14 protein-coding genes are annotated in these 16896 nt (G+C 42.3%); 4 read left to right on the top strand and 10 right to left on the bottom strand.

Features of this window, described 5'->3' with window-relative positions; all coding sequences use genetic code 11:
• Positions 1-271: 271 nt before the first annotated feature.
• Genes cobC through cbiB form a run of 5 tightly spaced genes read right to left on the bottom strand, consistent with a single transcriptional unit; the run spans position 272 to position 4087 of the window.
• Positions 272-805 carry an alpha-ribazole phosphatase gene (gene cobC, locus C4S38_RS13485; RefSeq protein WP_103984128.1) on the bottom strand — a complete coding sequence of 178 codons (534 nt, stop codon included), beginning with the start codon at positions 803-805 and terminating at the stop codon, positions 272-274.
• 12 nt (positions 806-817) lie between these two features.
• Positions 818-1564, bottom strand: coding sequence for an adenosylcobinamide-GDP ribazoletransferase (locus C4S38_RS13480; RefSeq protein WP_103984127.1), 747 nt, complete (start codon positions 1562-1564; stop codon positions 818-820).
• Between the two features lies 1 nt (position 1565).
• Positions 1566-2606, bottom strand: coding sequence for a nicotinate-nucleotide--dimethylbenzimidazole phosphoribosyltransferase (gene cobT / locus C4S38_RS13475; RefSeq protein WP_103984126.1), 1041 nt, complete (start codon positions 2604-2606; stop codon positions 1566-1568).
• Between the two features lie 12 nt (positions 2607-2618).
• On the bottom strand, positions 2619-3137 hold the full coding sequence (gene cobU / locus C4S38_RS13470) for a bifunctional adenosylcobinamide kinase/adenosylcobinamide-phosphate guanylyltransferase (protein ID WP_200817978.1): 519 nt from the start codon (positions 3135-3137) through the stop codon (positions 2619-2621).
• Positions 3138-3139: 2 nt separating this feature from the next.
• Positions 3140-4087 (bottom strand): adenosylcobinamide-phosphate synthase CbiB, encoded by a 948-nt coding sequence (cbiB, locus tag C4S38_RS13465; protein WP_103984125.1) that lies wholly within the window; start codon positions 4085-4087, stop codon positions 3140-3142.
• A 130-nt stretch (positions 4088-4217) separates the two neighbouring features.
• On the opposite strand from cbiB, the gene C4S38_RS13460 reads away from it, so the two are divergent.
• Both C4S38_RS13460 and C4S38_RS13455 read left to right on the top strand, forming a co-directional pair.
• A complete protein-coding gene (locus C4S38_RS13460; protein WP_103984124.1) occupies positions 4218-5444 on the top strand; it encodes a hypothetical protein in 1227 nt (408 codons plus the stop codon).
• Positions 5445-5460: 16 nt separating this feature from the next.
• Positions 5461-6498: an HU domain-containing protein gene (locus tag C4S38_RS13455; RefSeq protein ID WP_103984123.1), complete on the top strand. Its 1038-nt coding sequence runs from the start codon at positions 5461-5463 to the stop codon at positions 6496-6498.
• Positions 6499-6786: 288 nt separating this feature from the next.
• Here C4S38_RS13455 and C4S38_RS13450 read toward each other — a convergent pair whose 3' ends face one another.
• Entirely contained in the window at positions 6787-6975 is a 189-nt protein-coding gene (locus C4S38_RS13450) for an Arc family DNA-binding protein (RefSeq protein WP_099463515.1), read from the bottom strand.
• Between the two features lie 28 nt (positions 6976-7003).
• Complete coding sequence (locus C4S38_RS13445; protein WP_103984122.1) at positions 7004-7879, bottom strand: SPFH domain-containing protein; 876 nt, start codon at positions 7877-7879, stop codon at positions 7004-7006.
• 133 nt (positions 7880-8012) lie between these two features.
• On the opposite strand from C4S38_RS13445, the gene C4S38_RS13440 reads away from it, so the two are divergent.
• A complete protein-coding gene (locus tag C4S38_RS13440; protein ID WP_103984121.1) occupies positions 8013-10010 on the top strand; it encodes an AAA family ATPase in 1998 nt (665 codons plus the stop codon).
• 111 nt (positions 10011-10121) lie between these two features.
• Here C4S38_RS13440 and C4S38_RS13435 read toward each other — a convergent pair whose 3' ends face one another.
• Entirely contained in the window at positions 10122-13457 is a 3336-nt protein-coding gene (locus C4S38_RS13435) for a TonB-dependent receptor (RefSeq protein WP_103984120.1), read from the bottom strand.
• A gap of 233 nt (positions 13458-13690) precedes the next feature.
• Here C4S38_RS13435 and C4S38_RS13430 point away from each other — a divergent pair, with 233 nt between their 5' ends.
• Positions 13691-14893, top strand: a complete 1203-nt coding sequence (locus C4S38_RS13430) for an alkaline phosphatase family protein (RefSeq protein WP_103984119.1) — start codon at positions 13691-13693, stop codon at positions 14891-14893.
• Between the two features lie 59 nt (positions 14894-14952).
• On the opposite strand, the gene C4S38_RS13425 is transcribed toward C4S38_RS13430, so the two are convergent.
• On the bottom strand, positions 14953-15168 hold the full coding sequence (locus tag C4S38_RS13425) for a winged helix-turn-helix domain-containing protein (RefSeq protein ID WP_103984118.1): 216 nt from the start codon (positions 15166-15168) through the stop codon (positions 14953-14955).
• Positions 15169-15376: 208 nt separating this feature from the next.
• Positions 15377-16867, bottom strand: coding sequence for an NAD-dependent epimerase/dehydratase family protein (locus C4S38_RS13420; RefSeq protein ID WP_103984117.1), 1491 nt, complete (start codon positions 16865-16867; stop codon positions 15377-15379).
• Between the last annotated feature and the right edge of the window lie 29 nt (positions 16868-16896).

Here is a 16896-nt window from a genome sequence, read left to right as displayed (position 1 = left end):
AGTATTGTACTTTGTTTTATTAAATGAGGATATTCTTTCCATTTGCTTTGAATGCTTTGATAATATAGGTGTGTTATGGAAGATATATTAGTATTTACTACAGTCAAGCGAAATTGTCTTATCAAAGGATATTGTTTCTTACTGTGATCGTGCCAAAGAGGAATATGGATTCGACAAGATATGCCGCTTCGAGGGGGAAAGAAGCTTGCTCCGGGAGCAGGAAAAAGTAAGGTTTAGGGCTTTGAGGGGATCAAACACCTTATCCTTCCTTCTAGCCGAATGCCAGTTTGATTACCTCGCCATAAGCAGCCATGTGCCTGAATGCTTCCGATAGCTTGTATTTACCTGCATACACTTGTGCGCAGGCCAGAACACCTCCGTGGGCAAAGACTGCTACCCGTTCCAGCCCGTATTCACGTATCTCATCTATAAAAGTAGAGACGCGCCGATACTGATCAGCGAACGACTCTCCGCCGGGTGTCCGTACATTCTCCCAGTCTTCGAACCACGCTTCAGAACGAGGGTCTGCGGATATTTCTTCCCATGATTTCATTTCCCATTCTCCGAAGTTTATTTCTTTGATACGCTCTTCCCGTTGGGCGTCCGGATACCCACAGTAAGTAGCCAGACTGGTACAACGTGTAAGCGGGCTGGTATATACTTTGTCGAAAGATAAGCTGGTCAGATTTTCTTTTACTGTCGTTGCTTCTTCTTCAAAAGTTTGACGTAACGGAACGTCCGTTTGTCCGTATGCATATCCTGCAGGAACATCGACAGAGGTATGTCTTATAAAGTGTATTTCCATATTTTAAAGGGCTTATATAGTATAAATAACAACTATTCCGAGATAAAAGCTTAGTTCGCAAAGGAGGAACAGCGCGCCGCAGCAATCCCCCGTATATCCTCCGATCTTCTTTTTCATAAGAGACGTAAGCAGGAACCAGGTGGCAACCGGAAATATTGCGGCACAGAGATACGTGGCCGTCGGCAACCAGAAGAGCGGAAGCAGACTGCTTACTGCGCATATCAGGTACTCCTGCGCTGTCATTCGGCTGTAGACCGTCTTACTTTTCGACTCTTCTTCCTTGCGTGCGTACGGAAGCCGGTTGATGATCATACCTGCCACTCCTTTACAAAACGGATCGCCTGCCAGTATGGCGCATCCCGCTAATGAAACAGGCAGGCCGGACAACAACATATAGTAAAGCCCGAAGTAAAGAATCAACCCGATTACCCCGTAGCTGCCGATATGCGAATCCTTCATAATAGCCAGAATGCGCTCCCGACCGGTGCCTCCGCCAAAGCCATCGAAGAAGTCTGCCAGACCGTCTTCATGCAGACAGCCGGTTACGAGTAGCCGTGTAGCCATTGCTAGCAACAGGGCAACGCCTGCCGGCAGGACGAGTGATGCAGCATAGAACGCCAAGACCGACAGGCCGGCTGTCAGCCACCCGGTGATGGCCCAATAACTCACCACTTTTTTAAAGTATTCGCCCGACACTTCGGCCAGCCGCCAGAACGGGAGTCGGGTGAAGAAGATAAGTGCCGCCAGTATACGTAACATATCAGAAGTATTTTGTAATAGATTCCTGTTGGAAAGAGTGCATCTCATTGATCATCCTCACTGCCGACTGCACAATAGGGTAGGCACATACGGCCCCTGATCCCTCTCCTAAACGCAGGCCTAAATCCAGTAAAGGCTTTGCTTTCAAGAAATTCAATACCCGCTTATGGCCGGTTTCGTCGCCGCAGTGTCCGAAGATGCAGTAAGGAAGTACTTCCGGATGGAGGCGGGAAGCTGCCAGTACGCAGTTGGTCATAATGAAACCATCTATCAGTATTACCATTTTCAGTTCGGCAGCACGCAACATGCCGCCTACGGCCATTACCATCTCGTAACCGCCGAAGTGGCGCATGATGTCTGATGTACTTCCATCTCCCTTGTAATTGTCGAGGGCTTCTTTCAGTACATTATATTTATGTTTTATCCCTTCTGTATTAAGCCCGCTTCCGGCACCTACGCAATCTATCAAAGGAATCCGGGTCAGGCAAGTCATCCACATACTTGAAGCGGAAGTGTTGCCAATGCCCATTTCTCCGAAACTTATTACGTTGCATCCTTCCTTGTAACAATCGGTCACAACGTCAGCTCCGTATTGCAGTGCCAGTTCCATTTCTTCTGTTGTCATGGCTGCCTCGTGCAGGAAGTTGCGCGTACCGTTTGCTCTGATTTTCTTATTGGTAAGTTTGGGATTGGGGCTAAACTCGTGGTCTACTCCCGCATCTATAATCTTAATATTGAAACCATGCTGGCGTGCAAGGAAGCATACGCCTGCGCCGTCGTTCAGGAAATTGTATACTACCTGGTGGGTAATCTCTTTGGGAGACTGGCTCACACCTTCATCGGCAATGCCATGATCGGCTGCATATATAACGTTAACCGGGTTGGACAGAACCGGACTTAATGTTTGCTGGATAAGTCCGATCTGTAAAGCGATCTCTTCCAGACGTCCTAAAGAACCTTTGGGCTTTGCCAGGTTGTTTATTTTATCTTCCAGTTCCGGAACTAACTTTTCATCAGGCTTTTCAATATGGAATGTAATCATTGTTGTATATGTTTATTTGTTTTCTTTTATCTTTACCGGAATACCGCTAACCATTAATATAACTTCATCTGCTCTGGATGCAATATATTGATTTAACCAGCCTTGCATGTCTGTGAATTTCCGTTGAACTTCGTCCGCCGCTACCCCGCCCATGCCTAATTCGTTTGTTACAAAGATGAAACGGGCTTCCTGGTTTGTGAATTTGTTAAATTCTTCTTTCAGTTCGGAAAGCGAAAGTTCTACATTACTGTTATTGTCGAAGAAGAAGTTGGTACCCCATAAAGTAACACAGTCTATAACGACGACACGACCTGCCAGAGAGTGCCGGCTCAAATGCTTTTCTTCTTCTATATTGGTCCATTCCGGTCCGCGGTCTTTCTGATGGCGCAATACACGCTGCCTGAATTCTTCATCCCAGACACGTGAAGTAGCCAGATAAACAGGGTTTTCGGACAATGACAATGCCAACCGTTGTGCATATCCGCTTTTTCCGGAACGTTGTCCTCCTGTAACTAATGTAATATATTTCATTATCAGATGAATAATAAAATGGTTATAACAATAAGTCCCATTACCAGTTCTGTGTTGCTGTTTACTTTTATAGCCTGCAGCATATCGTCTGTGGTAAACGCACGTTCGTTTGTACCGATATACGGTTTTTCTACTGGCTGTCCGAAGTAGTCGTGTGTTCCTCCGAAACGACAATCCAATATCGCAGCCAAAGCAGCTTCGGGGTAACCGGAGTTGGGGCTGGCATGCATCGGTCCGTATTGTTTTACAAAGCTGCGTTTATTCCAGTTGCCGGAGGCTGCTAGCATCAGGTAAGCTGTTAGCCGTGCCGGCAGATAGTTTGCCACATCATCCAAATGAGCCGCCGATTTGCCGAATGCCAGATAGCGTTCGTTTTTATATCCTATCATAGAGTCGAGCGTGTTGACCATCTTATATGCCATCATACCCGGCAGACCAAGGAGGGCAAACCAAAACATGGGAGCAATCACTCCGTCGCTCAGGTTCTCCGCCAACGTTTCCAACGCAGCCGCCCGTATTTCCTGCGGGGAAAGGCGGCTTGTGTCCCGTCCTACGATGCGGCTTACCTGCCGGCGTCCTTCTTCTGTGCTCCGGTCGGTTGCCTCAAATACGGCTTTTACCTCTTTTATCAATGTCTTGCCTGCCAGACAATAGAATACGCCAATGGCTATAAGTATAGACTGAATCGACGGATTTATACGGTTTGCCAGGTCTAGTATTCCATAACAAATAAAGTAAACGCCCAGAATAAAACCTATCGCCATTAATGAACCTTTCAACTCGCGGTTATTTCCATTGTTTAACTTTTTCTCTCCGGTGGAAATCAGTTTGCCGAAAAACACAACCGGATGAAACCAGCCTTCCGGATCGCCCAATATACGGTCTGCCAGCCAGCCTCCGAGGAAAGGCATTACTTTTATTGCATGCAGGGTTTGAGATGTCAGGTACATATTGTATGTTATTAACAGATTACAAACTTACATAAACATATCCGATCTCCAATTAACGCTACATCTAATTTTGTTTTTATCCGGGTCTTTTCTACTTTTGTAAAGGAAATCTTTAAATCCGGATGACATTATGAAATATCTCTACTCCTTTTTGTTTTTAGTGTTTTGTTGTTTGTGTGTAAATGCAAAAGTACGGAAGGCTGTATATATAATAGTTGACGGTATTCCTGCCGACCAGATCGAACGCCTTCATACACCAGCCGTGTTTGATATTGCTTCCCGTGGGGCTTATAGCCGTGCCTATACAGGTGGCGAAGTGGGCGGATATTCCGAAACAGCAACCATTTCTGCTATAGGTTATACTAACCTGTTGACGGGAACCTGGTTTAACAAGCATAATGTGGGAGGAAACGATAATTTGAAACCAAACTATAACTATTGGACAATTTTCCGTATTGCCAAAGAGCAACCGAAAGACTATAAAACGGCAATCTATTCCAGTTGGACAGACAACCGTACTGTTTTGATAGGTGAAGGGAAGCCGGAAACCAATTACCTGAAGATTGATTATGTGGCCGATGGCTACGAACTGGATACTGCCCGTTTTCCGAAAGCTCCGAAGGATATGCATATATTCGACATTGATGAAGTTGTTTCTCGTGAAGCGGCCAAAGGAATACGTGAGAATGCACCGGATTTGAGCTGGGTTTATCTGTGGTATACGGATGATGCCGGCCATATTATGGGGAATGGTCCGTTCTTTGATGAATATGTTCGTAAAGCGGATGAACAGATTGCCCGTGTGTGGGAAGCTGTGAAATATCGCGAAGCCAATTTTGATGAAGAATGGATGGTAGTGGTTACTACAGATCATGGGCGGGAGGAAAACGGGCATGGTCACGGAGGCCAATCCTGGCGCGAACGGACTACCTGGATTTCTACCAATGTGCCCGTCAATGCACATTTCAAAGCTCCTTATCTTTCTATAACAGATATTGCTCCTTCCATCTGCCGTTTTATGGGGTTTGACATCCCTCGGCATGTGAAATGGGAACAAGATGGTATGCCTTTTATCGGTGATGTGGATATTTATGATTTACGCTCGCTACCCTATGATAATTCGGTATCGTTGACATGGAATTGCTATTCGGAGAAAGCACCTGTTACGATTTATGGAACTGCAACCAACAACTATAAGGAAGGCAAAGAAGACCAGTGGGTTGAGATTACAACCGTTCCTGCCGGACAGAAGCAGTATACGGTAGATTTGACTAAACTGCCGGATTCGCAGTTCTATAAATTTGTATTGGCTACCCCAAATAATATTTTGAATCGTTGGGTAAAACCTGTGAATTAATTTATATCTTTGTACTATGTTAAGAATAGTAACACATATAGAACGCACGCTGCTGGTACATGATTGTGTCATTGTGCCGAAGTTCGGAGGTTTTGTGCTTCAGACGATACCTGCTAAGTATCAGGCAGAGAGCCATTCGTTCAATCCTTCCCGTAAAGAGATCGTTTTTAATACGACTTTACAGCATAACGATGGCTTATTGTCAGAGTCGTATATGCAAATATATGGTGTGGACTATCGGAAAGCTGTTTTGATGCTTGAAGAAGATGTGAAAAGCCTGAAAGAAACTTTGCAACAGCATAAAAGTTTGTCTTTTGGAAATATCGGTTCTTTTTCTTTGGGAGAAGAAGGCCAAACGGTGTTTCTTCCGGCAGATACGGCACTTTTTAACCTGACATCGTACGGTTTGTCTTCGTTTAGTTTTCCTACGCTGGAATCTTATCTGGCAGAGAAGAGACTTCTTGAGGTAGGTCAGAAACATAAGAAAGATACATTGTATATCCCTGTTAGTCGCAAGTGGGTGCGTGTGGTGGCGGCATCGGCTGCTGCGGTGGCGTTATTCTTTTTAGTGTCTACTCCGGTGAAGGATGTAAACCAGTCGGCTTATACAGCTAGTTTTGTACCGACCGAAATTGTATCTTATAAAGCGCCCGAACTTAATTTGTCTTCATCAACAATAGCTGAAGCAGACAAGAAAGAGGCTGATGTTGCTTTGATTGCTTCACCACGTCAGTCTTCGGTTGCTAAAGAGGCAAAGACAAGAACGGCTGCTTCTGTTGCACCTAAAGTGAAAGAGGTTTCAAAACCTGTTGCTGTAGCCGGGTCAAAGAAAATGTATCACATCGTGATAGCCAGTTTTCCTTCCGAGAGCCAAGCTAATGAGTATATAGCCAGTGTACAAAGCGAATGCAAGAACGTAAGTAAAGTCGTACGTGATGGCAAATACCGTATTTATGCCGATAAGTATGATAACCGCGAACAGGCCGAGAATTATATGGCTGATCTTCGTAAAAACGATAAGTTTAAAGATGCCTGGTTGTTCATCAGCCGGTGAATAAGATTATCTCTATTACTTTCCTCTTGACATAAAAGTAGTAAAAAACGTCTGCCGGAAGCACTAAAGTGTTGCAGGCACAATCTCAGTAATAATAAAACAACAATATATGTGTCAATGATATATAGCCAATATCCGATTGTTTGACAAATTGGGGATAAGTCCCGAAGATGCTGACAGAAGGTGACAAAGTGAACTTTTAAACGCCTCTTTGTTGAGACTATGGTCTGGTACTTTTTAGGTAGGCAACTAAAAAAATATAGATTGTTGATAGAATTAAGGAGTGTGCTATTTTTCTTGCTTGGACTCCTTTCTCTTTTTTAACCGACCTGATTTTCGTAATGCCTGATCCAGAATATACTGAATCTGGCCATTGGTACTGCGGAATTCATCCGCAGCCCAGGCTTCGATAGCATCCATCATTTCTGCATCAATGCGCAGAACAAAGTTTTTGGTTGCATTCTCTTTTTTGGCCATCACTTCTTATTAATATTAAAAAATTAAATTATTGATATAATGTACCCGTGTTGATAATTGGTTGGGCGGATTCGTCGGCACAAAGTACTACAAGCAGATTGCTGACCATACTTGCTTTCTTTTCTTCGTCCAGTTCGACAACGCTATCTTTTTCAAGTTTGTCTAATGCTAAATGAACCATACTGACTGCACCTTCCACAATGCGTTCACGGGCAGCGATAATTGCTTCTGCCTGCTGACGGCGGAGCATTACGCCTGCAATTTCTGAGGCATAGGCCAAATAGTTAATGCGTGCTTCTACGATCTCTATTCCAGCAAGAGTCAGCCTGCTGTTTAGTTCGTCCTCAAGCCGCCGGGTTACTTCGCCTTCGTTATCTGATCGCAAAGTTACTTTATCGCTTGTTTCGTTCGTGTCGTAGGCATACATGCCTGCAACTTGCCGCAAAGCTGCATCACTTTGAATTTGTACAAACATCTTTACATCTCCCGAAATATCAAAAGTTGCTTTGTAAGTATCTTTTATTCTCCAGACAACAACAGCGCCAATCATCACCGGATTTCCTACTTTGTCGTTTACCTTGATCGGCTCAAGGTTCAAGTTGAAAATACGTAAAGTTACTTTTGTTTTTAGTAAAAGCGGATTCACCCAGAAAAAACCATTTTCGATTATAGTGCCGGTGTATTTCCCAAAAAAAGTCATAACCCGGGAGTTATTCGGTTGAATAATCATGAAACCATAGCACATGAAAATTGCGCAGAAAATACCAATAATGGCAGGGATCAGGCTCCATGGTTTGTTTAAGGCAAACATGAGAATAGAAACTCCCAGTATGATAAGGATGAATAATATCGCTATGAAACCGGAAAGTTTAATGCCGTTAAAAGCTTTTTCTTGTGTCTTCATAATAATTTGTATTTGATATTGTTTTGATATCACAAATAAATGCAATCCTTTGCGTATTACCAAATAAAATGTATTCTTTTTAGAGGGATATTTAAAATATTCTTTAGCTTTGTCTACTTAAAAATTAATTCGATTGGAATTTCAGTTAGACACTAACAATAAGGAGTTTCAGGATGCATTGCAGTTGATAACTCATACACGCCAATCCGTTTTTCTTACGGGAAAAGCCGGGACTGGCAAATCTACATTTCTGAAACATATCTGTGCACATACGAAAAAGAAGTTTGTTGTATTAGCTCCTACAGGTATAGCTGCAATCAATGCCGGCGGAGTAACTATGCACTCTTTCTTTAAGTTACCTTTCAGGCCGATGTTACCGGATGATCCGGATTTGAGCTTGAAGGATGGGCGTATTTTCGAGTTCTTTAAATACAGGAAAGAGCATCGTAAAATTATTTCGGAAGTGGAGTTGATAATTATCGATGAAATCTCGATGGTGAGGGCGGATATTATAGATTGTGTAGACCGCATATTGCGTGTTTTTTCCGGCAATATGCGTTTGCCGTTCGGAGGAAAACAACTGTTGTTCGTAGGAGATGTTTTTCAACTGGAACCGGTAGTGCCGTCCGACCAAAAAGAAATTCTGAGTCTGTTTTATGCTACTCCTTATTTCTTTTCAGCACGTGTTTTTAACTCAATCAATCTGGTTCCTATCGAACTGCAGAAAGTATACAGACAAACAGACCCGGTTTTTATTAATGTGCTTGACCGTATCCGTAATAATATAGCCCGGAAGGAAGAACTTGATACCTTAAATGCCCGTTGCTTTCCGTCTTTTATACCAAAAGACGAAGATATGTATATTACACTTGCCACACGCCGGGATCAGGTAGATTATATCAATGAGAAGAAGTTGGCGGAACTTCCCGGAGAAGAGTTTATCTCCGAAGGGAAGATCGATGGAGACTTTCCTGAGTCGTCATTGCCAACGCAATTGAATTTGTCGTTGAAAGAACAGGCGCAGATCATCTTTATCGATAATGATCATGAGCGTCGTTGGGTAAATGGAACTATCGGTATTATTTCAGGCCTGGACGAAAACGGTAATGTGTACGTCATGTTAGAAAGTGGTGTGGAATATCTTGTGGAACCTACTACCTGGCGCAATTATAAGTATCAGTATAATGAAAAAGAAAAACGCATTGAAGAAGAGATTGTCGGAACTTTCGAGCAATTACCGATTCGCCTGGCATGGGCAATTACGGTACACAAAAGCCAGGGGCTTACCTTTTCGAGGGTTGTTGTAGATTTAACAGGAGGCGTTTTTGCAGGGGGGCAAACGTATGTTGCTTTAAGCCGTTGCACATCGCTGGAAGGTTTGGTGTTGAGAAGTAAAATCTCGCCTCGTGATATTTTTGTTAAAAAAGAGATCGTTGAATTTAGCCAGATATTTAATGACCAACGTTTGATTGAAAAGAGTTTGCGCGAGAGTGAAGCCGAATTGTTGTATGCACAGGCTGTCCACAGTTTTAATGCAGGCAATATGAAAGAGTCTGTCGAATCTTTTTGTGCTGCTGTAAAGAAGTGGAATGAGTTGGAAAATCTTTCCGTTCAACGTTTGATGCGCCTGAAATTACAGACAGTAAATTCCCAGCAAGAGCAGATCAAAGCTTTGAAAGCAGAGATACATGCCATGCGTGAGACACAAAAAGAATATGCCCGCGAATACTATCTGATGGGAAACGAATGTATAACCAAAGCTAAAGACGGCAATGCCGCTATCCGCTGTTTTGATAAAGCACTTAAATTAGATCCTTATTATGTAGATGCTTGGGTGCGCAAGGGGGTGACATTGATGGATTTAGGAGAAAACTATGATGCACAGGTTTGCCTTAATAAAGCAGTGAAGCTGGATACCAATTCCTTTAAGGCCCGTTATAACCGGGGTAAATGTCTTTTGCATTTAAAATACTATGATGAGGCAATAGCAGACTTGCTGAAAGCTGCCGGATTGAAGCCCAAGCATGCCTATGTACACGATTACCTGGCAGAAGCTTATTCGGCTTTGGGAGATGAGGGACAAGCCCAGAACCATCGGGATATAGCCGATGAATTAAGAAATACACCGTAAGTATCTGAAAATACATTCTTTCTTATAATCAGCATAATCCATAAAAAAGAAAGGGGTTGTATCTTCAATAGAGATGCAGCCCCTTGATATTTGTTCTTATAAATATATTTATTAATTGAAAATATATCGTATGCTGAACTGTACGGAAGATGTGGAAGCGAAGCCCTGATAATTCATAAATGTTTCAGTTAGTTTCTGACTGCCGTTCTTATTCATGTTGTACATAAAGTCTCCGTTTTCATCGCGGATGATAGCTCCTTTTTCATTTGTAGCAAACTTCAAAGGAGAGTTACCATTTGTAGAAACTTGTTTGTATATGCCCCATTTGTTGTTTAATAAGTTTCCTAAGTTCTTGATGTCAATGCCGAACTGAATTGTGTTACGGCTGTTGCCAACTTTTACATAGAAATCTTGCATAAACTTCAGATCGAATTGATGACACCAAGGCATAACAGCACCGTTGCGGTCTGCATATTCGCCTTTGTGCTTGCTTAAATATTTGTCCTGGTTTACATAAGCCCAGAAATCGTTTGCCTGATCTTCTTTAGAATAGGTTACTTTACCTGATTTGTCAACAATGTCTGCAAAGTTTAATTCGTCTTTAGAAGCCGGGATATACATTAACGGAGTCGCACCACCATCATTTAACGGGTTATTGCTGTATGTATAACCAAAACGGGAATATGAATAATTGCCTGCGTATCCTAGCTGGCTTCCTTCATAAATTAAGGTTATAGCAGAAGCAAAGTTCTTTCCGTATTCTTTACGATAACCGGCAGATGCGATGATACGGTTTGGCGCAACATAGCTGGCATAACCAATTTCGTGGGCGTTGGAACCGTTAATGCAGTTCGTGTTGGTTTTCCAAGCGGAAGTAACCTGATCTCCGATACCGTCTCCGTATGATTTTGCATAAGAATATGTGTATGCAAATGATAAATCAAGACCGAAATTGAAACGTTTACTCAACTGGGAAGTGATGGAGTAATAGTAAGCCTGGTCTCCTCCGTTTTCGATAACATAAGGAGTAACGCCGCGGCCTTCACTGTTAGTTGCACAATAGCCGTTATTATAGTACAAACGTGTGTCGTTAGCAGAAAGCTTCACTTCGGAAGGATCGTTTAATCCTGCATTTGTAACTACGATAGGGTTGATGTCACGGTTATAAATACCTTCTACTGTGAAACCTATATCACCAGGCAATTTAGCATCGAAAGCTAATGAAGTTTTGAATGTAGAAGGCATTTTCAGGTCTTCAGTCATGATAGTAGGAGACTGCGGAGCCGGTAATGCTTTCGCTTCATATTTGCCGCCATACATGTTGTTCAGTATACCATTCAAATCAGGAGAGAAATTGGGAGCTTCGTCGGATTTGTAAGTAAACATCTGATACTGTCCTACATTAGAGTTCCCAACAGCAGAAACGATCCAGACAAACGGAATGCGACCGGTATAGAGTCCCATACCGCCGCGGAGAACGTATTTACGTTCTCCGGTTAAGTCCCAGTTGAAACCTACACGCGGAGAAAGATTTACTGTTGTCTTAGGCATCTGATCCGTTGAATAATGTTTGCCATGGAATAACAAACCTGCAAATTCTTCGTTATAATTATTTTTCAGAGCCGGATAAATAGGTACTTCCAAACGCAAACCGGCAGTAAGCTTAAAGTTTTCGGTGAAAGCCATTTCGTCTTGATAATAAAGAGAAACTTGCTCGTAGTTGAACGCTGCATTTTCTTGCTTCAGGCCATTGTTGTTAGGATGCGTGATAGCGAAAGCCGAAGGCTTTTGATTGTTAACGAAATCATCCCATGAAGAAAATACATAATAACCGGAACCGGCAGGCATGAAGCCGTTTTCTGAATGGTTAAATTCAAACTGTACACCACCCAGCATGCTGTGGATTCCTGTGGAGTAACTCAGTTCATCTGTTGCAACAAATGTTTTTACTCTGCGAAGGTTACCGTATGTGAATGGGTCCGGGCCGAATGATGCATATACGTCACCATCCTTTAAGATATCTACCGTCGGGAAGAATCCTCCATCTGTTTCACGAGGCTCGTTCTGGTAAGAATAGGTCAGACGTACCATATTGTTCATTTTTCCATCCATGAAGCGAGAGTTCAACTCGGTAGCCAAACTCATGAAGTCGCGTAACTGGTAGTAACGTGAATTTTCATAAGTCATAGCATATTTGGAACTTCTGCCGCCGTTGTTGCCATGTCCCGGATAAATATTGGCTGCATTCATCGGACTGGTAGAAGAAGATGGTGAGTTTGAATCTTTTGTATGAGTCTTAGAAAAACGGAAGTTGATCTTATTGTTATCATTAATATTCCAGTCTAAACGTGCCATAATACGGTAGGCTGGTGTTTTAATATCATATCCGGAATAACGTCCTGTGTTATATCCGTATTTTTCAGACATGTATTTGCTCATCATATCCATGTCGCTTACGGTCGGGCGGTTTACGTTATTATCACCCCATTGTTCACTATCGCTGGTACGCGGACGAGTGATAGGGCCGGCTGTTACGTTATCTTCGTATTCTCCGTTCACGAAATAGAATAATTTATCTTTTATTATTGCGCCGCCAATACTGGCTCCATACGTATAATATTGGGCTTTACTGCGCTTCAAAGTATAGTCGTCTACGTGTACACCTTTCAGACTTTGGTTATTCAGATATGTATAAGCTGTTGCTTTGAATTTATTATCTCCCGAGCGTGTTACAGCATTGATAGAACCACCAGTAAATCCGCTCTGACGGACATCGTAAGGAGTAACAGATACGGTGATCTGTTCCAAAGCATCAAGAGAGATAGGAGAGCCGTTTGCCGGAAGATTCTGGCCGATACCGAAAGCATTATTAAATGCAGCACCATCGACTGTTACGTATGACTGACGGTAGTTTCCGCCACCTACGGCGAAACCGTTGGTTGTTGTTGATGATTGTGGAGACATACGCATGATGTCGTTCATGCTACGGCTGATGGTTGGAATGGCTTCAATGCCTTCTCTTGTAATGCTTGTGATAGCGCCTGCACGGTCGCTTTTCATATTACTGTTGCTGGAACCAATAACAACAACTTCTTCCAAAAGCTCCGAAGATTCTTTTAATGAAGCATTCAAAGCGTAGTTATCACCCAGGTTCAACGAAATATTTGTAAAAGCGATGGGCTGATATCCGACATAAGAAATATCAACTTTGTAAGGTCCGCCGGCACGCATATTAGGGAGGGTGTAACGTCCGTCAATATTCGTGACGGTTCCGTAACGCGTACCTGAAGGTTCATGTATTGCAACGACTGTTGCACCAATAACTGGTTCATCCTCATACACAACTTTTCCACTGATGCTGGCAGTAGTAACCTGTGCCACAGAAGAGACGGTGAACAAGAAACTCAATACCGAAAAAAGGAAAAGAGTCTGTAAATGTTTACGCATAATAGATTTTGTTTAATTAATAAAAACGTTACAAAGTTAAGTTTTGTTTTTCGAATAGCAGACATATAATGAATCCTTTATTATTACAAATCTTTTAATTTTTGTTTTTAGTTATTTTTTTATCAATTGTCAAAAGTCGTTGATTTTTGTACATATATTGTTTTTCTTCCGTTTGAAATATCTCAAGTCTTTTTTAATCATACCTTTGCCACCGTAATAATTAATGTATATATATGAGACAATTTTATTTTGATAGCATTACTTGTTTGTTGATATGTTTTTTGTGTAGTTGTAAGCCAACGGTTCCGCCTTCCGATCGCTATGTTGTAGTGCTTTCTATGGATGGATTTCGATCCGATTATCCTTTACGCGCTAATACCCCTACATTAGATTCTTTAGCTAATGTTGGTGTCCGTTCTACATTTCGCCCCTGTTTTCCAAGTGTTACTTTTCCGAACCATTATGCTATGGCTACGGGTTTGCATCCCGATCATAATGGTTTAATAAATAATTTCTTTTACGCTCCCGATGTGGATAGCATATACCGGATGGGAGATCTGACTTCATTCTTTTATGGTGGGGAACCTATTTGGAATACGGCAGAAAAGCAAGGTGTGCGTGCTGCTTCTTTTTATTGGGTGGGCAGCGAAGTTCCGGTTCATGGAATGCAACCCTCTATCTGGAAAAAGTTTGATAAATCCGTATCGTTCTCCGACCGTGCGGATTCTGTTATTTCATGGTTGAGGTTGCCCGAAGCCGACCGGCCCCATTTAATTATGTGGTATATGGAAGAACCGGACGCTATAGGACATTATAGTACACCCGATTCTTCTGCCACGTTAGAGAAAGTTGAAGAATTGGATGGTGTATTAAATCATTTCTTTGCGGAAGCCCGCAAACTTGATATTTTTGATAAAATAGACTTTGTTGTTCTTTCCGATCATGGAATGGCTACCTATTATCCTGAAAATTATGTTAACCTGATAGATTATTTGCCTTTGGATAGTTTCGAATATGTATTTGACGGCGTTCCGACTCTCCTTTATCCTAAGAAAACTTATTTAGATAGCGCGTATGCCATTTTGAAGCAAGTTCCACATATAACGGTTTGGAAAAAAGATGAAATTCCGTCTAAATATATTTACGGATCAAATCCGCGTATTGGAGATTTGGTAGTACTTCCGGATATAGGAAGTTATGTGCATTTCAGAGAAAAGAAGATAACCCCGTATAAAGGAGCCACTCACGGGTATGATAATTTTGAACCTGAGATGGAGGCAATTTTTTATGCAGCCGGTCCTTCGTTTAAGAAACACGTAGAGGTACCTACTATGGCGAATGTCAATTTATATTTGTTGATTACTCGTTTACTGGGAATACAACCTGCCCCTAATGATGGCGATAGTGCTGTGGTAGAACAATTGCTGGTTAAGTAGAAATCCATAGCAAAGGGATATACCTGGTTTTCCCTTTGCTATGGACTGCACATCCTTTTTTAGAAATAAAAGTTAGTACCGGGGCAGAAAATTAACTTACTGCTGGATGTGTCGATTTCGATTTTATTTTCTCTGGCCAACCAACCTATAGCAGACCATAATTCGGCATCCGATAGGAATGTCATTTTCTTCAACGTCTCAAAACTCCAGTGCTCACCATCCGATAGTAAATTCCAGACGGCTCCAGCATTCAAACCGATAGATCCTTTTGTCATGATAATATTATGTTTTATGTTTATGGTATGTGTTATCTATACAACATAAATAGACCGTGAATTGATATAATCCGGGCGTATTTTTAGTGTGTTTTAAAAGAACTATCCCAATTGTTAACCCTTATTGCCATTAGAGGGCTGGAACATAAGATTTTTTGAGAATTAATCTTTTGTCCGTTATAAATTCCGGTTGTTGTTTATGCCTTTTTTATTCCATTCCTTCGAAAATTGATTCGTCGTATATGTTATGTTCATCCTTATCATGGGAGGCATGCCATACTTGGGCAAAGAAGGGATTGCCTTTGGCTATTTCATCGTAATTCCAGGGCAAGGGCTGGCATTCCGTACACCAGTGGCCTCCCAGTAAAATTAAGTTTGGAGATGCTTTGAACCGATGACCGAATTGGCACTCCCATTCCAGTGGCGAAGCCAAATCTCCTTTAACCATTGTACCGGACAGGCATTTGCCACCTCGAAACAGGGCGGCTTGTTGCATGTCTTCAATGTCTAATTCTTCTTTGGGCTTTGTTTCATCGTACCCATGTTTTAATATAACAGGAATTTCGGAAGGATGTTCTTTATTTATTTTATTCCAGTCTGGAATAGCTTCCCATGCTTCATAAGAGCCGAAATAGGCCGAGATGCGATGCTGGTTTTTTGTCTTTATCCAATTAAGTGTGCCCAGACCCTTTTGGGATGCAATGGCCTTCATCATTTTTTTGATAATGAATGCCGGTGTGATTTTGGATAGGTGGAAGTACCAGGGAACTTGCTTTGCCATCCACCGGAAATAATCATCGCAGGATTGGTTGCTACGGAAATGTAGATAATTTTCCAAAATGTCAGAGTCAGTATACCATTGCCCATGGAAGTTTCGTAAGGCAAACCAGTTCGGTTCAAATATCTTTTCCGGAGGAGGGCAGGAGATTGCCTTCAGTAGTTTGCATTCGAATTCATAGTTGGTTAGCCGGTAAGACGGACCACTACTGATATTATAAAAACGGTTCCAGAACTCGTCCGGTACATTGTCTTCGCAAACATTTGCAAGCAAGCGCCCCGAATCTTCGGCTGTTGCCCATTCCAGTACGCCATCTATCGGGACATGAAATGTGATCGGATCGGACCCTTTGTATAACAGCTCAGGACAAAGAATGCCTGTTTGGCGAAGACAAGCCCAGTGTTTGATTCCGGATTCTACAAATATGCGTTCGGCTATTGTTTTGGATATGGCATAGTGGTCGTAGATACTGGCACAAATCGGGTCGCCGGTTCGTCCCCAATGGATTGGAGCGTTGCGGTGTCCGGTTTGTGCAACAGAACCAATGTAAACCACTTTTATCTGATCTGCGTTCGGTTGGGCTTTTACCGCTTTTACAATATATTCGGCTGCTGCGGTATTTACTTTCCGGGTTTTCTTCGGATAGTAATCGGCTGCAGGAGAAACCATTCCTCCTACATGCAATACATAGTCTGCTCCGGTTACTCCGTTCAGTATGTCGTTGTAATTGGTAAGGTCTCCCCAGACGATCCGAATGCCTTTCTTATGTTCGTATGCCGCTAGTTTTTTTTTGTTGGTTTGGCTCGGACGTGCCAGTAATGTGATATTAAAACGATCTAATCTTCCCGATAGTTCTTCCAGTCCTGCCTTTCCCATGGTACCCGTTGCTCCGGTAAGAAAAATTGTCTTTTTAGTTTTCATAATAGCTTATAGTATATTGTTTTTACAAA

The sequence above is a fragment of the Parabacteroides chinchillae genome, from assembly GCF_900108035.1.
GTDB classification, from domain to species: domain Bacteria; phylum Bacteroidota; class Bacteroidia; order Bacteroidales; family Tannerellaceae; genus Parabacteroides; species Parabacteroides chinchillae.
This window is presented reverse-complemented; position numbering and strand designations above follow the sequence as displayed.